The organism is Paraburkholderia sp. GAS38 (assembly GCF_050434965.1).
Taxonomy (GTDB): Bacteria; Pseudomonadota; Gammaproteobacteria; order Burkholderiales; family Burkholderiaceae; genus Paraburkholderia; species Paraburkholderia phenazinium_A.
On record NZ_JBNDJO010000022.1, the window covers coordinates 78780 to 98893 of the forward strand.

Below are 20114 nucleotides of genomic sequence, written 5' to 3' on the forward strand. Positions count from 1 at the left end.
AGCTGGAGGACCTACTAAATTCCCGGGGATTCAAATGATGGAGTGCTTTGAGGCGGTTCACAGGAAAGGCGTAGAGCTGCCAGGTGTTTTACAGGGCGTGCGTACGACGAGAAATATCGGAATAGTTTTGTTCAGCGGCTTTGCGCTGCCGGAGGCTGCTGCGGTTCTGGAAATCTTTCAGTCGGCGAATGCGCTCACAGGCGCGGATACGTCTCCGAGCGGCCAGGCACGTTACAAGGTTTGCCTGCTGTCCGCGGTCGGCGGCCGTGTCGACAGTTCGTCATCCGTGTTTGTCTGGACCGAAGGTGTCGAAGAGCGTCGCCATTCGGACGCTTTCCACGCGCTATTTATCAGCGGCGGCGGTGGGGTGCGCAATGCCATACGTGACGAGCGCCTGACGACCTGGTTGCGTCGCGAATGCCCGCGCAGCGAGCTGTTGGTGCCGATCGGCGAAGGGCGCTTGCTGCTCGAAGCCGCAGGATTCGGACGCGCGGGCACGACCCCGCGGCTGGGCGGTCGCGCTTCGGATATCTGTCAATACTGTCCGCCCGACATCGGTGTTTCGACGGTCTTTCCGAGTCCGCTGCAAAGCGCGCTGGCGCTGGTCGAAGAGGATTTTGGCCCTGAAATCGCGCGCCAGATTGCCGACTACGTCCTGCCCCGGCCTCAACGGGCGCGCTTTACGGCGACGATCCGGGAGAACGCGCCCACTTACGTGAGCGAAAAGATTCAGGCGTCGGCTCGCTGGCTGGAGGCAAACGGCGACCGGCCGATCGCCATCGACGAGGCCGCACAGGTTGCCGCCATGAGCGAGCGAAACTTCCTGCGCCGCTTCAAGATCGAAATGGGCGTCACGCCGTCGGAGTACCTGTCGTATGTGCGGCTCGACATGTGCTGCCGTCTTCTGGTGGAAACCGATCTACCGGTCGACAAGATCGCGCGCCGTTGCGGCCTGGGCGGCGGTGGCTGGCTCTCGAAACTTTTCCGCAAACATCTTTCGACAACGCCAACTGAGTACCGCGCCAGCAAGCGTCTCACGAACGCGGCGTCATAACAGACAGCCTCTGAATGGCGGATTAGCCGCCTTAACGCCGCGGATTACGAATCGGGCGTAGTGGGGTGAGTTTTTAAAACGCCTTATTCCATTGATCCAGACACATCGCTTTTCGACCAAAAAAGATTAGAAAATCAGATTGGCATATATGCAATCTGGTAGAAATTGCAGGATGCGATATAAGCCGGAAAATTAATGAAATAAATGGATAAAGCATAAATCATGATGCGCAAACGATTGCGACGTCAAAAATTGTGTGATTCGAGCGTGCCCGTATGGTTCTCTATAAGGAAGGAAGATCAGCGGTTTCGACTATGGTAAGGCGGGTGCAAACGTGCCGCATGCTGCACTGCCAAAATAATGATGGTTTCCGCCACTCGCTGTTGCGCCACTTTTGACTAGCCTATTCTGTCTGCTGGTCGTCCGGCGGACCGGCAAATGTACGAGGTCTGAACGACGAGCAGATGTGCCTCGGAACTTGAGCCTGTTCTCCGTTAGGAGAGCAGGCTTTTTTAATGTTCCGGTGCCAGTGTGTTGCTGCGGGCGGACCGGCGATGTCCGGGCGAACAGCGCTCGGTCGCGGGCTTGAGATCGACACTGGACATCCGCACGGAATTCATCAACCCCACTTGGAATCTCTCATGCTGAAAGTCACAAAGGCAGTCTTTCCGGTAGCAGGTCTTGGCACCCGGTTCCTCCCCGCCACCAAGGCGAGCCCGAAGGAAATGCTGCCCATCGTCGACAAGCCGCTGATCCAGTACGCGGTCGAAGAAGCGATGGCCGCCGGCATCACCGAAATGATCTTCGTCACGGGCCGCAGCAAGCGCGCCATCGAGGATCACTTCGACAAGTCCTACGAAATCGAAGCCGAGCTCGAAGCGCGCGGCAAGGACAAGCTGCTGGAACTGGTGCGCAGCATCAAGCCGAGCCATGTGGACTGCTTCTACGTGCGTCAGCCGGAAGCACTCGGCCTCGGCCACGCGGTGATGTGCGCCGAAAAGCTGGTGGGCGACAACCCGTTCGCCGTGATCCTCGCGGACGACCTGCTGTACGGCAAGCCGCCTGTGCTGGCACAGATGGTCGAGGTGTTCGACCATTACCACAGCTCGGTGATCGGCGTCGAAGAGATTCCGCCGTCGGAGACGAAATCGTACGGCGTCGTCGACGGTAAGCAATGGGAAGATTCGATCATCAAGATGTCGGGCATCGTCGAAAAGCCGGCGCCGGAAGTGGCGCCGTCGAACCTCGGCGTGGTAGGCCGCTACGTGCTCAAGCCGCGGATCTTCGAACATCTGCGCGCGCTGAAGCCGGGTGCCGGTGGCGAACTGCAGTTGACGGATGCGATCCAGTCGCTGCTCGCCGACGAACAGGTCCTCGCCTACAAGTATCACGGCACGCGTTTCGACTGCGGCAGCAAGCTCGGTTATCTGAAGGCGACGGTCGAGTTCGCCCTGCGCCACCCGGAAGTGCGCGCCGATTTCCAGGCGTACCTTGAAGAGCATCTGGCTTTGCGGCAGCCTGTTTAATCGCTGCATCCGGCGCGGCACCTGGAGGCCGGTTAGACGAAGGCCTGCGCGTCCCTGGGACGGCAGGCAAACATCCGGCTCGTAGCGGTTTAGGTTCCCGCGCCGCCTGTGCCACCGGTGCCACCGGTGCCACCGGTGCCACCGGTGCCGCCGGTCGCCGCCCCCGAACCGCCGGCTGAAATCGGCGCTGCGGCACCCGCGGCAACGGCCGCGGCCGCCAGAGTCGCAGCGGGTTGACCATCGCTGGTAATTGCTCCGGCTGCCAGCAGGGCGTCGAGATCCGCGTCCTCTCCAGGTCGACCCGGCGTGAACGATACGGTCAAAAACGAGTTTGTGGACAGCGTGATGCCGTACGTGCTTTTGATCAGTTGTGCTATAGCGTTTTGCGCGTTCGCGATGACCGTGCTGTTCGTCAGCGCGTTCTGGTAGGTGGTGTTGCTCGTGAGACCGGCAAGCAAGCCGTTCAGCGTGGTGCCGAGTTGTCCGGCGAGGTAGCTGAGCAGCAACTGCGTGAGCGACGTAATGTTGTAGGTGCCGGCGCCGGCGGCAAACGAATTGAGCACGATTGAACCGCTTGTCGCCGTAAGCAGACACGGGCCATCGAATTTGAACGTATCCGAATAGGCTCCGCTCGAATTCGACGTCGCGCTGCCCGAGCCGTTCTTGCAGCTCATCTGGACGGTCGCATTCGTTACTGCCGCGCCGATTGCCACGGTTCCCTGAATCGTGCCATTGGCGGAACTGCCGCCTCCCCCGCATGCGACGAGCGCGCCGCTGGCCAGCGCGATCGATCCGAACTGCAGCGTGCGCCAGACACTGGTGTCAAATAGCTTCATCGTTCTCTCCGAAAGAAAGTCACTCACAATGGGCAGGTGGTTGCGCCTGCATCCTTTTTATGTCCTGCAAACCGGCTTCACACGCGTCGGGCGAGCCCACGGTTGCTGCAGCAGAAGGACCGGGCGGTTCACCTTGACGATCCGGTTTCGACTGAACGTCGTCAGGTCTCGCGTAGCGGTCGTACGCGTCGCGCATGCGATAGAGTTGCGTCGAGAAATAGGCTGCGCTGAAGCGTCCGTCGTTCAGGCGATTCTGGTCGGTGCTATAGGGAAAGCTGAGGTTTTCCGCCGCGTCAGGCGTGAGGTAGTTGGTCGAACCCACGCGCGTGCGGAAGTTCAGGGCAAACTGTTCGGAACCGTCGACCTGCGCAATACCGGGCTTCATGCCCTGGCGCGGCGTAAGTGGGAAGCTGATGGCGGCGCCCGCAAAACTGCCGCGACCGCTATGTTCGCCGGAGACGCTGACCGATACGTCGTCGAACCAGCGCGTCAGGGTGATGAGCGGCCCCTTGTCGCCGCCCACATAGCGCGCCACGCCGGCCTCGATCCATACCTTCCACGACGGTTGTACCCAGCGGTAGGTGAGCATCGCGTTCGTTTCGTGCGGCAACGTATCGTGGCCGGGTTCCTGGTGCAGATACGCAAGGCGCAGACGGACGATGTCGGGACGGCCGGGGACGAACGCCGTGGTTTCGTTTTCGATGCCGAGGTAGTCATAGTCGAACTTGCCCACGGCCGCGACGTTCAGGACCTGCGGCAGGAGCCAGAAACTTTGCGTCAATGCGGCGGTGTAGAGGCCGCCGCGCAGGCGGTACTGACTGAATATTCGACCTTCGTCCATGTTCGTCGTGTTGTACAGTGGCGCGATATAGCCTGCATACAGTTCAGCGCCGCGCCAAAGCGGCACGAATCCCGCGACGAGCGCGCCCAGCGAAATGTCGAAGTTTCCATACTCCGTGCCGTATAGATAGCTCGTCACGGGAGAGACCTGAATGCGCATGAGACCGTGGCGTCGTTCGTCGCCGTGCCATGCGATCGAATCGGCGTCATAGCTTGGTTGCATGCGCAACGTCATCGATGCGCTAGCCGCCGCGGGCGAACCTCCGGCGAGGAATTGTGCGTAGGCGTCGCGATCCACCGAGACGTCGGCGAGCACTTGATTGGCCTTCTTCACGACCGCATGGATTCGCTCGATGCCGCGCGGCGCATGCAGGCTCGCCACGCCCAGCACGATGCCAAGCGCGTCGGCCTCATTCTGGTTGTAGCGGTGGTTCTCGTATTCGACGATGAGATCCTGCCCGCTGATTCCCACACGCACGCGTTCGAGGCCCGCGGCAAACAGTTGCGCGGCGATCGAATCGAGCGCGGTGGGATCCTGTGCCTCGGGAATCACCGGTGCGTGTCCGGTGGGCGCGTGGGATGCATCATCGGCCAGGACGGCCGATGCGTAGGATTGCAGCGGCGAGACAAATGCAATCGCCTGTTCGGCGACGTCATTGGGTTGTGCAGCCGCAGCCGCCCTCGCTCTCGCCGGCAGGGGCGCCGGCAAGCTGCGTAGCGGGATGACACCACCTACGTCCGCACTTCCGAGCATCGGTTGCGTCTGCGTGTCAGTGCTGCCGCACAGACCGCCTGCACAGCGCGGCGCACTGAAGCGCTTGCCGAACGGGATCTGAATGCCCACCGAGATCGACGTACGCGGCGCAACGCCGTCCGTCGATTTCAGCGCGCGCGTGAGGGTCCCGATGATATTGGCGTCGGCGAGCCAGCTAATACGTGGCGACTGATAACGCACACCGGCGTAAGGTGTCTTCGAATCGTCTTCTGCCAGCAGCGACAGGCCCGTATGCCACAGCGAGAGCTGGACGCCGCCGAACACCCCATCGAGCCGATCGCCCTCGCCATAGCCGACGGTCAGGTTGAGGGGGCCGAAGGGCTGTGACACTTCACCGTATCGGGAGCGGAAGAAGTGGGTTTGTCCGCCGATATCGGTCATGCCGAACGCAATGGCCGGCTGATAGGTGAAGAACTTCGGCACCTCGAGCTTAACGTCGGCCATCAGGTGACGAAGAATGATGTGATCCGCGCCCGGGTACGGTGCCGGCACGTTCCCCGGATAGTTCGCCAGGCCGCCGGCCAGCTCGACATACGGCAAGACTCCGAACGCTCCCCAGTAGACTTGCGAGCCCGTCGCCTGATTGCCGTATCGCGGGTCGATATAGTCGTTGTACTGGGCTTCGCCCACGCCCTCCGGCAATGCGAATGCATAGGGGATAACGAGGCCGCCTGCCTGGCCCAGCGAGTTAAGCGCGGGATCGACCGCATGCGCCGACGCGGAAAATGCCAATGCCGCGCCGAGTGCCAGCGCGTGCGGAGCGAGTCTAGGTCGATTGGCGTGCAATCTGCTGGATCCTTTTGTACGGACGTGAGCGATCCGGCGCCCGCGTGACGAACTGACGGGATCCGTTCCAATGGTGTCGAGTTGACCTGGCTTACGGAATAGAAGAGGACGCGGCCCCGACGATCCCGCAGCAGGTCTTTCGGCCGCTGCGATGGTCGGGTCTTTAGTAAGGAGTTCTAGTCGATGAATCGATCGTATAGAACGATCAAAACTTCCGCCATCAGGTGTCGGAATACGACACGAAGTTGGCGGCTGTGGCGAGGCTGGGAGCCACCAACTTACCGTGATGATCACGCATGCGATTGGCCGAATATTTCATTGTTTTGGCCAACGTCATGAGACTGAAGATGAGACATTCAGTCCCAGGCGCCTTGAGCAGGGCACGGAGACGATATGGCTAGCGCTTGGTCGGCGATTTTCACTTTTTGCTTTGTCTGGGTCGCGGTCTATCTCTTCCTGAGATTTCTTCACGCGGTATGGACCGTGACCGAACATTTCAACTGGGCGTTGAGTCCGGCGTACCGCTCCCGTCATAAACGGGGGGTAGCGGACCTCGCCCTCGACCGTGCGGCGAAGCTGATGGGTTGGGGAGCAACGGTGGCGTTGCCGGTTGGCACCGTTTCGCTTCTTGCCGCGCTATTCCAATGATGCATGGAGGAGACACCCGCTATGAACAGCGCGTGGAGTTCGTCCATTTCGCGGCGCGCGGGCCCGCCAGCATTCTGATCGCTTTCAAATACCAAACCTGACCAAACTTGACCGGGCGTCCCAGCTTCTGGAAATGCCTCGCTTCAATCCTTACCGAGACTTTCGTGAGGGTGGTGCGAGCGACGCTTGCGACTTCATTCTCACTCCATCTAATCTGCTTATCGGTAGGCCGACGCCGCAACTCGGTGCATATGCCGCAGCCGATCCGCATCGCGGCTCGCCATTGCCTTGACAGGTAGGGCTTCGAGCGAATCACCGCCTCGCCAAACGAACCATGGAACCATGGGAACCCGTGCGTTTTGGCTATTTCATCTGGTTAACCCGCCCTTTCTAGTCGCGGACCACCTGGTTACCTTCGACGCAATCAGGCGGTGGTGCAGTTCGCCTGGCCGGTTCAAATGCGTCTTTGAAGGAGTACAGGTATGGCACGGATCATTGGAGGCATTGCTGCCTCGCACACGCCCACCATTGGTTTTGCTTTCGACAAGAACAAGCGGGACGATCCCGTTTGGGCACCGATCTTCGAAAATTTCGCACCGGTCGCAGACTGGCTCGCCGAGAAAAAGCCCGACGTCATCCTGGCCATCTACAACGACCACGTCACATCGTTTTTCTTCGACCACTATTCGGCGTTCACGCTAGGGGTCGGGCCGGAGTGGCAAGTCGCGGACGAGGGCGGAGGCGCACGCGATCTGCCGGCCATCAAGGGGCATCCGGGCCTGGCTGCGCACATCGGAAGCTCGCTGATGGCCGACGAGTTCGACATGTCCTTCTTCCAGAACCGGGCGCTCGATCATGGCTGCTTTTCGCCCCTGTCGATGCTGTGCCCGCACAAGCCCGAATGGCCGGTGAAACTGGTGCCGCTCCAGATGGGTGTTCTGCAGTTGCCCGTTCCGAGTGCACGTCGTTTCTACAAGCTTGGAAAAGCGCTGCGACGCGCAATCGAAAGTTATCCTGAAGATATCAAGGTCGCGATACTCGCGACCGGTGGCCTGTCGCATCAGGTGCATGGCGAGCGGGCGGGGTTCAACAATGTGCAATGGGACCAGCGTTTCCTCGATCTGTTCGAACACGACCCGGAGCAACTGGCGGAGATGACCGTTGCCGAATACGCCGAACTCGGCGGCTTCGAGGGCGCCGAAGTGATCATGTGGCTGACGATGCGCGGTGCGCTCTCCGCCAACGTCACCTGCAAACATCGCAGCTACTACCTGCCGTCGATGGCAGGCATCGCGACAGCGATCTACGAAGGCGAGGAGGGCGGCACGGATCCTTCGATCGTTGAACGCCACCGGGCTCACATGGAGAGCCAGACAGCCGGCATCGAGAAGCTCGCAGGCACCTACCCGTTCACGATCGAAGTGGCGGTACGGGCTTACCGCATCAACGACTTTCTGCACCGGATGGTGGAACCCGAGCATCGCGCCGCGTTCCTGCGCGACCCCGAGGCCAGCTTCGAAGCCGCAGGCTTGAGCGAGGAAGAACGTGACCTCATTCGCCGCCGAGACTGGCGCGGCCTGCTGCACTACGGCGTGATCTTTTTCATGCTCGAGAAGCTCGGCGCCGTGATCGGGGTCTCGAATCTGCACATCTACGCGGCGATGCGCGGAGAAACGCTGGAAGCGTTTCAGCGCACCCGCAATGCGCCCGGCGCCCTGTACTCGGTAGCGGGCAGGACGGGCGGGAAACTCGATTGGGATAGCGCGGAGAAAACGAAGACCTAAGAGGCGGACGGTCCGCCCGGTATTTAACGACGACGACGGTGGTCACAAAAGCCAACCGGCGCAAGGAGACAGGAGAATACAGATGGCAAACGGAAAGACGATTGATATCAAGGCCTTCATCGACGCGCGAGCTATCTCGCCGTACCAGTGGCTGCTGGTAGCGCTGTGTTTTCTCGTGGTGACGACCGACGGCATGGACGTCGCCATCATGGGTTTCGTTGCGCCCTCAATCATCCACGACTGGGGCATCTCGCGCCCGGCCTTTGGTCTGGTGATGAGCGCCGCGCCGATCGGGCTGGTGATCGGTGCTCTCGCGGCGGGGCCGGCGTCGGACCGCATCGGGCGCAAGTGGGTATTGATTACGTCCATTTTCCTGTTTGGCGTGTTCACCATCGTGACGGCCTTTACCTACTCGCCGGTGACGATGGCGCTGTTGCGACTGCTGGCCGGCATTGGCCTTGGCGCTGCGATGCCTAACACGACGACGTTGCTGTCGGAGTACGCTCCGCAGCGCAAGCGCTCGCTGCTGATCACCATCATGTTCACGGGCTTCAACCTGGGTTCGGCGCTGATCGGTTTTGCCGCAGGATGGCTGATCCCCGAGCATGGCTGGCGCTCTGTGTTGATCTTTGGCGGCGCGCTGCCGTTGGCGTTGATCCCGCTGCAAATCTGGCTGCTACCGGAGTCGGCCCGTCTGCTGGCGGTGCGCGGCGCGCCGGCCGCACGGATTGGCGCGGTCCTCGGCCGGGTGTGCGGCGCACGGTTTGCCGGCGACGAGACCTTCGTCTCCAACGAGCCGCCACTGCCGACGCGCAAGCCGCTCGGGGTGTTGTTCTCGCACGGTTATGGCCTCATGACCGCGGCGCTTTGGGTGACCTATTTCATGGGCCTGCTCGTCATCTATCTGCTGACCGGCTGGTTGCCTACGCTGATGAAGGATGCCGGCCTGACGGTCAGCACCGCGGCCAATGTGACCGCCATGTTCCAGATCGGCGGAACGCTTGGCGCGATTCTGGTGGGCTGGATCATGGACAAGGTCCGGCCGGCACCGGTAATCAGCGCGGCCTATGTGGGCGGCGCGCTGTGCGTGCTGGCGCTCGGATGGATTGGCGCGCTGTCCTCGTCGCTCACCTTGCTGGTGTTCGCCGCGGGCTTCTGCATGAGCGGCGCACAGACGGGCTTGAATGCGTTTGCGCCTGGCCGCTATCCGACGGTTGCACGCGCAACGGGTGTCAGCTGGATGCTGGGAGTGGGACGCTTTGGCAGCATTTTTGGCTCAGCGATCGGCGGCGCGCTGCTCGGCCTCGGATGGCAATTCGGCGCCATTCTGGCGATGCTGGCCATTCCCGCCACGCTGGCTGCAATCGCCATCCTGCTGGCTCAGCGCACGCGCGTCGGCGAGGCGGCTCCCCAGCCGACGACAGCACACTAACCACCTCGGCGCAGACAGCACGCATGGAACGCGTAGCGCTGCGTCGTTAATCGGACCAGTTTTTTGGAGCGACGATGATTATCGACATTCATGGCCATTACACCACCGCGCCGAAGGCGTTGGAGACGTGGCGCAACCGTCAGATCGCGGGCATTGGCAATCCGGCCGAGCGGCCGCAGGTGGCCGAATTGCAGATCGGCGACGATGAGTTGCGCGAATCGATTGAAACCAACCAACTGCGACTGATGCGCGAGCGCGGTCTCGACCTGACCATCTTCAGTCCGCGCGCGAGCTTCATGGCGCATCACATTGGCGACTTCGAGGTCTCCAGCACCTGGGCGGCGATCTGCAACGAGCTGTGTTACCGCGTGAGCCAGCTATTTCCCGATCACTTCGTTCCGGCCGCCATGTTGCCGCAAAGTCCCGGTGTGGACGTTGCCACCTGCATCCCCGAACTGATCAAGTGTGTGGAGCAGTACGGCAACGTGGCGATCAACCTCAATCCTGATCCGTCGGGCGGTCACTGGACGAGCCCGCCGTTGTCGGATCGCTACTGGTATCCGATCTACGAGAAGATGGTGGAGTACGACCTCCCCGCCATGATTCATGTGAGCACCAGTTGCAACGCGTGCTTCCACACCACCGGCGCGCACTATCTGAATGCCGACACTACGGCCTTCATGCAGTGCCTCACGTCGGATCTGTTCCGCGATTTCCCGACGCTGCGCTTTGTGATTCCGCACGGCGGCGGCGCGGTGCCGTACCACTGGGGCCGCTTCCGCGGACTCGCGCAGGAGATGAAGAAGCCGTTACTGCAGGACCATCTGCTGAACAACATTTTTTTCGACACCTGCGTCTACCATCAGCCGGGGATCGATCTGCTGACTCGAGTGATTCCCGTGGACAACATCCTGTTTGCCAGCGAGATGATCGGCGCCGTGCGCGGCATCGATCCGGAGACAGGTCACTATTTCGACGACACGAAGCGCTACGTCGAGGCCGCGCACATCGATGCCGATGAGCGGTACAAGATCTACGAGGGTAACGCGCGTCGCGTCTATCCGCGACTCGATGCAGCGCTGAAAATCAAGGGGCACTAAACATGTATGAACTAGGCGTGGTGTATCGCAACATTCAACGTGCGGACGGCGACGTTGCCACGAAGCTCGGTGAGCTCGGCACGGCGACCGTGCATGAGGCCATGGGCCGTACCGGTCTGATGAAGCCGTATATGCGTCCGATCTATGTCGGCGCGCGTGCCGGCGGCACGGTTGTGACGGTCCTGTTGCAGCCGGGCGATAACTGGATGCTGCATGTCGCGGCGGAGCAGATCCAGCCCGGCGATATCGTCGTGGCGGCTGTGACGACAGACTGCACCGATGGCTTCTTCGGCGACCTGCTGGCGACGAGTTTCCAGGCACGCGGCGCGCGAGGGCTGATTATCGATGGTGGCGTACGCGACGTGCAGGTGCTGACCGAGATGAAGTTTCCGGTGTGGAGCAAGGCCATTTCCGCCAAAGGAACCGTCAAGGCGACGCTGGGTTCCGTGAACATTCCGGTGGTCTGTGCCGGCGCGCTGGTGAATCCGGGCGACGTCATCGTGGCGGACGACGATGGCGTGGTCGCAGTGCCTGCTGCCCAGGCGCAGAAGGTGTTGGAAAAGGCCGCTGCGCGCGAAGCATTCGAAGGCGAGAAGCGGGCCAAGCTTGCCTCAGGCGTGCTCGGTCTGGACATGTACAACATGCGCGAGCCGCTGCGGCAAGCGGGACTGCGCTATATCGATTGAAGAAGGGCGGCAACCATGGCCATGAATGACACCCTGAGTCAGCCGATCACCGGCATCTCTTCGATGGCCACGCGAAACCTGCTGGCGGAGTTGGTTGAGGAATACGCGCGGCGTGTTGGCGAGCGGGTCGCGATCGAGTCAGTTGGCGGTGTCGCGGCCGCTCGACGCGTGCAGGAGGGCGAGCCTTTCGATATCGTCGTGCTTGCAGCCGACGCAATCGAGCGGCTCGCGGCCGACGGCCGGATCGTGCCGGGTAGCCGCGTCGATCTGGCCCGTTCGGGCGTGGCGATCGCGGTGGCCGCCGGCGCGCCGCGGCCTGACATCAGCACGGCAGCAGCGTTGCGCGAGGCCGTTCTGGCTGCGCGCAACGTTGGTTATTCGACGGGGCCGAGCGGTACGCAGTTGATGCTTTTGTTCGAGCGCTGGGGCATTGCCGAGACGCTCGCGCCGCGCCTAGTCCAGGCGCCGCCTGGTGTGCCGGTCGGCACACTAATCGCGCGCGGCGAGGTCGAACTCGGCTTTCAGCAATTGAGTGAGTTGATGCACTTGCCCGGCATCGACGTTATCGGCGCTTTGCCGGCTGACGTCCAGATCGTGACGGTGTTCTCCGCTGCGGTCTGTGCGGCGTCCGAGCAGCGTGAAGCTGCGCAGGCATTGCTTGCCTTTCTGGCCTCGCCCGAGGCTGCCCGAGCCAAGCTCGATCACGGAATGGAACCGGTGTGACCGCTGCGCTTGCCCTTTAAGTTCTGCCTCAAGAGCTCGTCGGCTCGACGAAAAAAACACCAGGCTCAAACCACGCAATCAGCTTTGTTGCCCGGATAACGATCTCCGTTACCCGGGCCAAGCCGTTGCGTCAGAACAGATGACGAATGCCGATCTGTGCGCCGGTTTCGCTCTGACCCGCGCCAGGCGTCAGGAACGCTCCCGTTGTGATGCTGGCGCCCGTCATCTTGTACTGCGCCGAGTTGGAGTTATTCAGCCTCGACACGACGGCGTAGAGTCGCGTGGCCTTTGAGAGGTCATAGTTGACGATGGCGCTGAATTCGCGCGCGGTGTTGTCCAGCGACGAGCTATCCGTGATGAACGCGTATCCGGCACCTATGCTCAGGAACGGACTGATGTGGTAATCGGCAGAGAACGAATAGGTGTTGTGGTAATTGCCCGCTACGTTGCCGACCGGACCCGTTGCCGGATTGTATTTGCCGGCGGGATTGGCCAGGGCGTTGCCGGTCGTGGCGGAGATGATGTCATTGGCCCTGAAGAAGCCGAAGTAGATCTTCCCCCAACCGTAGTCGTAGTTCGCCCCCGCCATGATTTCCTGAACACGGACGGTGTTCGTGGAATTGGCTGCATTCAGATAGGCCAACGCAAGATAGACCGGCCCCACGTTCGACTGGACCGCAGCCTGGTAGACGGCATCTTCCGCCAGCGAGCCTGGCTGCCCCCCAACCGAATAGTGAAGCTCGACCTGGGTGCCCGAAATTTTCGGGGAGATGTACGAAATGTCGTTATCGACGCGAGCCAGCCAGTTGGCAAAGTTGTTATAGCCGGAGCCATACGTTGCCGCGCTGAACGCATCCAGATTGCCGCTCCAGGCGAACATGGGGGTGTTTTGACGGCCAAGTCTCACTTCACCATACGGCGCGGCAATACCCACCCACGCCTGTCTGTCGAAGAAGCGGTAAGCGTTCTGGACATTGCCTGTACCCGGATCGAAGCCGTTCTCCAGGTCGAAGACGGCGCGGTATCCACCGCCCAGATCCTCAGATCCGCGTATCCCCCAGCGGCTCGTCAGCTCTCCGTTGTTGCCGAGGGCAACCAGCGATGTGCTTTTCCCGCTGACCTTGGTCGACTGGTAGCCCACGAACTCGTCGAGCACCCCGTACAGCGTGACGGACGATTGTGCGCGGGCCTGACCGGCGAACGTCAGTTCCAATGCCAGCGCGGTAAGTAGTACTATTTTTCTTCGATTCATTGTCTGCCTCGTCTCGTTTTATTTAGTGCATCAGATCCAGCCTTGTCGGATTACGCCTCCGGTTTCGATGCCAGGATTCGTTTGACGGTCAGCGCGAGGGGGACGGTGAAGCAGAAGTGCGACATGAAGCCGCCAATGATCACGTTGGGATCGTAGTAGTTCGGGTGATTGTCCGAGGTGATCATGATCGCCACGTGCATCGCGACCCAGGCGAGGATGGCGTAAAACAGGGCAACGAACGTGGCTTCGTAGCCGCGTCGACGAAAGTACGGCCAGATCACCGCAAACAGGACCCCCCAGGCGATCGCAAACACAAAGTGGATAGCTGTGCCGAGCAAATAAGCCCAGATGCCTAGCGCCTCCTGAAAGGCCTTGCCGAAAACGAGGCCGGTGGCATTGCGTGGAATGCCTGCGAGCGGCATCAGGTGCTGCACGCCAACCCAGATCAGCGCCTCGTAAATCCAGATGCATACCGCGCCGGTCACGCCACCCATCGCGCCCGCGCGAATGATGGTCTTGAGATCCTGCTTGTCTGAAGTGTTCGACGTCGAACCGTTGACGTCATGACCGCTCACGCTGAAGTTGCCACCCATGTTGTTAGTCTCCTCAAGAAATTCATATAGAAATGTCGTACGCAAAGGGGCCGGGCCGGTTTCGTGTGCCTACGTCTTTAGCCGGACCCATGCCCGTATTCGATACGTCGCCGCCGCCGGACGAGCAAGGAAGCGGATCGGTTGGGAGACCACCATATAGAAAGGAGGCGGATCGCTGAAAGTTGGGGTTAACCAGTCGCGAGGCCAGTAAAAGTACCGATTCCACGAGGTTTTGCGTTTGCTGTGGGGCAGAGTATGCTGCTGGAATCCGCGCGGTGTAAGGTTCCGTTGGTATCCCGAAGCTTCGGCGCAGGCTTGGATCGAAGGTGATTCGATCGTCAGGTCATAAAGAGATCAGATGGCAAAAGAACGAAGTCGCAAGCGCGGCTGTACCCGTGGTGCAACAGTCACGAGCGCGCCGCCGATCGGCTTCGCGAGGCCCGCTCGTCGTAGTGGCGGGATAACGTGGACTTGGGCCCCCCTTGCTGAATGTCACGCTCTACTCTTTGACAGGTCACCGTGAGCAACAACGAACTACTTAACCTGGCGCATCTGCGTGCGTTCAAGCTGGTTGCCGAGACCGGCAGTGCGACACGGGCTGCCGCCGATCTGTTTCGTGCGCAATCCGCCGTGACGCGATCCGTCAAGGAACTGGAGTCGGCGCTTGGCGAAGCGCTCTTCGAGCGCAAACCGTCCGGCATGTTGCCCACGCCAACCGGGCGCGCCGTACTCAAGCGTTGCGAGCGAATCTTTGCCGAGATCGGCGCGCTGGCGCTATGGAGCGCGGCGCGGCAGGCGCGCCGTCGCGCCCCTGCCGAAGGCACGCTGCCGGCGTATCTGCTGAACACGCGAAGGCTGCAGATTTTCGTCGCACTGGCGCGCCATCGCCATATGCCGACCGCGGCCAGCTCGTTCGGCATCAGCCAGCCTGCGGTGAGCAGCGCTATCCGGGTTCTCGAGAGCGGGTCGGGTCTGCGGCTGTTCCATCGGAGTCCGCGCGGCATCTTGCTGACCACTGAGGGTGAAACCTTTCTGCTGCACGTAGGACGGGCGCTGAACGAGTTGCGCCATGTCCCGGATGACATCGCCGAGTTGCACGGCAACATCCAGGGCGCGGTGACGGTGGGCGCGCTGCCGCTTGGCCGTACGCTGATCCTTCCGAATGCGATTGCGCGTCTCACTGCGCGGCATCCCGGCGTGCGTGTGGTGACCGACGAGAGCGCCTATGAAACGCTCGTTGCCAGGCTACGGGCCGGCGACATCGATTTCATCCTCGGGGCGTTGCGTGACAACGAGCCTGCTAGCGGCCTGCACAATGAGCGCTTGATGACGGAAGACATGGTCGCACTGGCGCGCCGCGACCACCCCCTCGCGAATGTGCGTGGACTCACGATAGCGGATCTGCGCCACGCACAATGGATTCTGCCGCGCAGCAACGCGCCGGCGCGCGGGCTGTTCGATTCGCAATTTCGACGGGCCAAGATCAAGTCGCCGATGCCGACCGTCGAAACGGCAGACCTCGCGGTCATTCGTGGGCTGCTGCTGCGTACCGACATGGTGGCGGCGGTCTCCGCGCAGCAATTGCATTACGAGTGCGAGTCGGGCGAACTCGTCGTGCTCGATGTACCGTTTCATCACACCGGGCGCGATATCGGCTTGACGATGCGAGCGGAGGGGACCCCCTCGCCGGCGGCGCGGGCGTCGATCGATGCAATTCGCCTCGCGGTGGCGGAGCTGACACCGCCGGGGGTCATACGCCACTACAGCGACGAGCGAGTCAGCCAGGTCTTTGATCTCGACCCGCAGAAAGTCCGATAGTGCAAGCAGGTTGGGGCGGCAGCAGACGCAAGGGTGCGCCGGGAACCCGAACCGTGCTTGAGGCTCAGGCCGTGATCAATGGTCTCAGCTCACGAATATCCGCCATCGTCTCCAGCTTGTTGATTCGCTCGCCCCGACACCTGCTGGGCAGAATACGAGATCGCGAAACGCATACCTTGCTCGTCGAGTTGCGCCAGCGAAGCGGTCGCGCCGAGCGCGCCGAAAGTGGATGCGGTCCCTTCAGCGCTGCGGTGCGCGCCGCGTACCAGATCGGGCCCGAGCGCCATCAACAGGCGGCACGCCAGGTCATACCCCAGCGCCACCGCGCGAATGAAGTCCTGACCGCTACGTCCCTCACTCTCGGCCATCGCCAGCGCGGCCGGCACAACCGAACTGCCGGGATGCGCCTTGGTGACCGGCTCGAAATCGTCGGTCTCATCCGAGTGTGCGCACATCGCATTGGCTAGCGCCGCGTTGACCGTCGTCGTGCGAAAGCTTGCGCCGATCACCGAGGCCTGCGGCGTGCCGCCGAGTCCCTGCACATAGTGCACGGCCATTTCACCAGGCTTCATGCGCGAGCCCGAAACCATCGCACCGAAAGTGTCGAGAATGCGGTGCTTGCATTCAAGCAGCACCGGATCGGGCAGCGGGTTGTTCCGTGCTGCCACCATGTAGCGCGCGAGCCGCCCGGTGATGTCGGCGCTTTCGGCTGCGCGAATGCAAACAGGCGTCGCGGCCATGGCGGCGAGGGCGCCGGCATACTGCAGCACGCGGCGGCGCGACAGCATCGGATGTCCTGACATGTCACCTCTCGTGGTTGTGTCTCGCTGGAGCCGGGTCCGATCTCGCTCAGTCCAACGAAATCCAATGCGTACCCAGGTTCCCCATGATCGCAAGCGCGTCGAACCGGTAGGCCATTAGCGCAGCAAACGCGCGGCGGCCGTCAATCGAGGCGGGCGCACTGGTGAAGCCATGCTTGGCGAGCAGCGACGCTTCGACGGCATCGGCTGCGGCCTTGCCGGTTTCGATAGCCGCGATCGATTCCTGAGCATTGCGCGCGAGTCCGGCGGCCTGGGTGGCGGCGATGCCGAGCGCGTGACGCGTGCGCGTTTCACCAAGCGCCAACAGGCGCGAAACGGCGAGTACTGCACCGAGAATGCCCACCGTGGACGCAACGTTCCAGCGCGAACGAAACGCCTCGCTATCGACGGCAGCGAGCACGCGCGCCGCGGCTTCCATACCGATGGCGGCTGCCGCTGCGATCTCGTCGTCGGCTGCCGCAAGCTTTTCTCCCACGGCTATCGCCGCGGCAAGAACCGGTGTCGCCGTCGATGCGGGCGACTGCGTCGCCAGTGCCGCGCCGAGCACCCAGGCGCGCACGCGCGTGTCGTTCGGCGCACTGCCTTGCGATTTCAGAAGATCCGCAATCTTCTGCCGGGCATCACCGGCGGCAGCAACACGCCTGCGCGCCTGTGCAAGCGCATCGCCTGCGGCGGTCTGCACACGCTGATCGGTCAGTGGGGTGCAGGCAAACTTCACAAGCGCATCGGAGACGGCGGAATGAGCGACGGGGTTATGCATGGTTCTATTCCTCGTTAGGGACGCAAAGTTTGAACAGCGCAGCGAGATCCGGCGCGGTGTCCAATCCGGCTACCGCCGTTGCGAGCCGCGCGGTCGTGCCGTCGCCCAGATGGGGGTCCACCAGCAAGCGAACCTTGTCCATCAGTTCGTCGTCGGTCAGCGGGCGTGCAAGACTGCCGCGCGCATGTTCGACATGGTGTTTCAAAACCGAGCCGTCCCTCAGGCGCGCTTCGATGAACACTTCGTCGCGATTGACCGACGCATCCGGCGTGAGCGTCGTCCTTGAGCGGATCGCCTTGACGTCGTCCTGCACCACCCGCGCGTCCTCGTATTGCGGGCCGCGGAACGGCGTTAGGAAAGGGGATGCAATGGATGAGCCAGGCGGCAAACCGGCCGAGGCGGATGAAGTAGACGCGTCGCCGGTAGCGGACATCGTCGACTCGGTGGCGCGCGGCATTATCGAGGGCCGGCTGCGTCCGGGCGACGACCTGAACTCGGTCGATCTCGCGAAACGCTTCGGCGTCAGTCGCACACCGGTACGCGAAGCATTGTTCGTGTTGAGCCGCGAAGGTCTCGTGGACTGGCCGCCGCGCAGGCGGCCACGGGTGTCCGCTGTCAATCTGAAGGACGTCCGCGAAATCTACCAACTCCGGGCCATCCTGTATGCGCAGGTTTCGCTGGCCATCGTCGAACAAGCGAGCGCCGACGATATCGATTCGCTGTGGCGCGCGCATCGGCGTCTCGCAGAGGTGGCGGCCAAGGGGGACGTCGACGGTTATTTCTGGGCCAATGTGGCGTTTCGCGACGAAGAACTGCGTGTCAGCCGCAACGGCATTTTCAAGGAAGTGCTGGATTCGATGCGGATGCGGATCAATCGCCTGCGTCACCTCAGTACGACGCTGCCCGGCCGTCTGCAGCGTTCATGCGCGGATCATCAACGGCTGTGCGAGGCGTATGCCGAACGGGATGGGACGCTGGCTGCCGCGTTGAATCGCTCGATCGTGCTGGGTGCGTTGCAGGCCATCGAGCACGCCTGGGGGACCGAAACGGTTGGAGAGAACAGCGGGGAGAACAGCAACGGAGCGGGCAATGAAACCGGCAGCCTTCGATAGGCTGCCGGACCCACGTTAGCGTATCGAGCTTACTTGCTACCGCCTTCGTAGCCGTCGTTGAGCGTCTTGACGAACGCAATGATGTCGTTGATGTCCTGATCGGTCATCGCGGGCTTGTCGCCGAACTTGCGGTCGAACGGCGCATCCGCTACGTCGATGTTCGCACGGTATTGCGCAGGCAGATCGTCGTACACCATGACCTTGCCCGACGCGTCACGCGGATAGATCTTTTCCGGGCTCGTGTTGCGCAGGTTGTAGAAATCCATGACCTGCTTGAGGGTGCGGTACACGCCGTTGTGGAAGAACACACCGCGCGTTGCCGAGTTGCGCAGCGTCGGCGTGAGGAACATGCCGCAATACTGCGTCTGTTTCGCCATGTCGCTGCGGAACGGGCCGCAGATACCCATGTCGTAGAACTTCGGATCCTTGTTCTGCGCCAGTTCGCGATTGCGCGGGGCGCCCAGCGCTTCGTACTGGGTATCCGTGAACAGCGGCGGAAGTCCGTCCGAACCCGGTTGGCTCAAATGGCAGCCTGCGCAATTCGCTTTGTCTTTGTTGTTGAACAGGCGCAGGCCACGCAGTTCGGCCTGCGTGAGGCGGGCATGTCCTTCGAGCCATGCATCGTACTTGCTCGAGAACTCATGGAACGCCGGATCTTCGAACTGGTAGCGGCCAATCGCGAACATGGCCTCCGAGACCAGCAGGTTCGGGTCGCTGACGACGCGCGGACCGAACAGTTGCTTGAGCGTCCCGATGTACTTCGAATGCTTTAGCTTGTCAGCCACCGAAGCCACGCTCGGGTTCGCCATTTCGACCGGGTTCGTCATCGGTCCCAGCGCCTGTTCCTGCAGCGTGCTGGCGCGGCCGTCCCAGAAGAGCCCGCCTTGCGGGACCATGGCAGGCGCGACAGGCGCGACGCCGGCATTTTTCTGCGCGCGTTCCACACCTTGTGCGTCGGAGGCGAGGACATCGAGGCTGATCGGCGCGGCGTCGGTATCGCCCTGGTCGGGACCGATGCTGAACGGCGCCTGGCGGTACAGATAGGCGATCGAGGGCACGGGCCGATAACCGGCGTCCGTCATATGGGGGCCGCCGAGCTGGACGGCGAGATCGTTAGGTGGCCCAAACGCATGGGCGGCGCTATGGCACGACGCGCACGACTGCTTGCCCGACGCCGAAAGCGACGGATCGTTGAACATTTCTCTGCCGAGTATGGCGACCGTGCTAAGCGGCGCGACCGGCGGACGTAAAAGTTTGATCGGGTGGGCATTGGCCCCCGTCAGGTCCTCAACCTTGTCACCGATCGCCGCGGGCATACGCTCCGGATAGATCAACGCATAGCCCACTACAACGACGGCTGCGAGTACGATGCCCAGTAGTATCCACAGGATCCGGCGCCGCAAGGAGCGCTTGGCGGCTTCGGGAGAAGGGCCGCTTCCGGTGGGCAGTTGCGAAGGCAAGGTGGCGTTCGAAGGAAGATTCATGGCGATAGCGGTAGCAAAGCTGAACTGCAAATAAGCAAATCGAGCCACCGTACCGGCTGGCTCGACGCCCCTACTGATTGTCTG

18 protein-coding genes are annotated in these 20114 nt (G+C 61.9%); 10 read left to right on the forward strand and 8 right to left on the reverse strand.

The genetic code is table 11. From position 1 onward, the window contains the following. Positions 1-37: 37 nt before the first annotated feature. On the forward strand, positions 38-1054 hold the full coding sequence (locus tag P3T42_RS35060) for a GlxA family transcriptional regulator (protein ID WP_429308604.1): 1017 nt from the start codon (positions 38-40) through the stop codon (positions 1052-1054). A gap of 641 nt (positions 1055-1695) precedes the next feature. Continuing rightward, positions 1696-2580, forward strand: coding sequence for a UTP--glucose-1-phosphate uridylyltransferase GalU (galU, locus tag P3T42_RS35065; protein WP_074294190.1), 885 nt, complete (start codon positions 1696-1698; stop codon positions 2578-2580). 89 nt (positions 2581-2669) lie between these two features. Here the strand turns inward: galU and P3T42_RS35070 are convergent, their stop codons facing one another. Continuing rightward, positions 2670-3416 carry a carboxypeptidase regulatory-like domain-containing protein gene (locus P3T42_RS35070; RefSeq protein WP_429308585.1) on the reverse strand — a complete coding sequence of 249 codons (747 nt, stop codon included), beginning with the start codon at positions 3414-3416 and terminating at the stop codon, positions 2670-2672. A gap of 19 nt (positions 3417-3435) precedes the next feature. Continuing rightward, a complete protein-coding gene (locus P3T42_RS35075) occupies positions 3436-5763 on the reverse strand; it encodes a YjbH domain-containing protein (protein WP_429308586.1) in 2328 nt (775 codons plus the stop codon). 447 nt (positions 5764-6210) lie between these two features. Here P3T42_RS35075 and P3T42_RS35080 point away from each other — a divergent pair, with 447 nt between their 5' ends. The 6 genes from P3T42_RS35080 (at position 6211) to P3T42_RS35105 (ending at position 12190) form a co-directional block, all read left to right on the forward strand. Next, positions 6211-6465, forward strand: a complete 255-nt coding sequence (locus tag P3T42_RS35080) for a hypothetical protein (RefSeq protein WP_429308587.1) — start codon at positions 6211-6213, stop codon at positions 6463-6465. Between the two features lie 482 nt (positions 6466-6947). Continuing rightward, positions 6948-8249 (forward strand): gallate dioxygenase, encoded by a 1302-nt coding sequence (locus tag P3T42_RS35085; protein WP_429308588.1) that lies wholly within the window; start codon positions 6948-6950, stop codon positions 8247-8249. Between the two features lie 82 nt (positions 8250-8331). Then, positions 8332-9681: an MFS transporter gene (locus P3T42_RS35090; protein WP_074294195.1), complete on the forward strand. Its 1350-nt coding sequence runs from the start codon at positions 8332-8334 to the stop codon at positions 9679-9681. 74 nt (positions 9682-9755) lie between these two features. Further along, entirely contained in the window at positions 9756-10781 is a 1026-nt protein-coding gene (locus P3T42_RS35095; RefSeq protein WP_429308589.1) for an amidohydrolase family protein, read from the forward strand. A 2-nt stretch (positions 10782-10783) separates the two neighbouring features. Further along, the gene (gene ligK / locus P3T42_RS35100; RefSeq protein WP_074294197.1) at positions 10784-11467 is read left to right on the forward strand and encodes a 4-carboxy-4-hydroxy-2-oxoadipate aldolase/oxaloacetate decarboxylase; all 684 of its coding nucleotides are present in this window, start codon (positions 10784-10786) and stop codon (positions 11465-11467) included. A gap of 21 nt (positions 11468-11488) precedes the next feature. Further along, the gene (locus tag P3T42_RS35105) at positions 11489-12190 is read left to right on the forward strand and encodes a substrate-binding domain-containing protein (protein ID WP_429308590.1); all 702 of its coding nucleotides are present in this window, start codon (positions 11489-11491) and stop codon (positions 12188-12190) included. 130 nt (positions 12191-12320) lie between these two features. Here P3T42_RS35105 and P3T42_RS35110 read toward each other — a convergent pair whose 3' ends face one another. After that, entirely contained in the window at positions 12321-13403 is a 1083-nt protein-coding gene (locus P3T42_RS35110) for a porin (RefSeq protein WP_429308591.1), read from the reverse strand. Between the two features lie 89 nt (positions 13404-13492). Further along, a complete protein-coding gene (locus P3T42_RS35115; protein WP_429308592.1) occupies positions 13493-14035 on the reverse strand; it encodes a hypothetical protein in 543 nt (180 codons plus the stop codon). A 519-nt stretch (positions 14036-14554) separates the two neighbouring features. Between P3T42_RS35115 and P3T42_RS35120 the strand changes: the two genes are divergently transcribed. After that, positions 14555-15853, forward strand: a complete 1299-nt coding sequence (locus P3T42_RS35120) for a LysR family transcriptional regulator (RefSeq protein WP_083640219.1) — start codon at positions 14555-14557, stop codon at positions 15851-15853. A gap of 89 nt (positions 15854-15942) precedes the next feature. Here P3T42_RS35120 and P3T42_RS35125 read toward each other — a convergent pair whose 3' ends face one another. The 3 genes from P3T42_RS35125 to P3T42_RS35135 are packed head-to-tail and all read right to left on the reverse strand — an operon-like array spanning position 15943 to position 17891. Continuing rightward, the gene (locus tag P3T42_RS35125; RefSeq protein WP_429308593.1) at positions 15943-16656 is read right to left on the reverse strand and encodes an MmgE/PrpD family protein; all 714 of its coding nucleotides are present in this window, start codon (positions 16654-16656) and stop codon (positions 15943-15945) included. 46 nt (positions 16657-16702) lie between these two features. After that, positions 16703-17434, reverse strand: coding sequence for an MmgE/PrpD family protein (locus P3T42_RS35130; RefSeq protein WP_429308594.1), 732 nt, complete (start codon positions 17432-17434; stop codon positions 16703-16705). A gap of 4 nt (positions 17435-17438) precedes the next feature. Beyond that, the gene (locus tag P3T42_RS35135) at positions 17439-17891 is read right to left on the reverse strand and encodes a hypothetical protein (RefSeq protein ID WP_429308595.1); all 453 of its coding nucleotides are present in this window, start codon (positions 17889-17891) and stop codon (positions 17439-17441) included. Here P3T42_RS35135 and P3T42_RS35140 point away from each other — a divergent pair. Continuing rightward, positions 17803-18546, forward strand: coding sequence for a GntR family transcriptional regulator (locus tag P3T42_RS35140; protein WP_429308596.1), 744 nt, complete (start codon positions 17803-17805; stop codon positions 18544-18546). The two genes, P3T42_RS35135 and P3T42_RS35140, sit on opposite strands and share 89 nt — an antisense overlap. Before the next feature lie 29 nt (positions 18547-18575). Here the strand turns inward: P3T42_RS35140 and P3T42_RS35145 are convergent, their stop codons facing one another. Beyond that, positions 18576-20030 carry a cytochrome-c peroxidase gene (locus P3T42_RS35145; RefSeq protein WP_429308597.1) on the reverse strand — a complete coding sequence of 485 codons (1455 nt, stop codon included), beginning with the start codon at positions 20028-20030 and terminating at the stop codon, positions 18576-18578. Positions 20031-20114 lie beyond the last annotated feature (84 nt).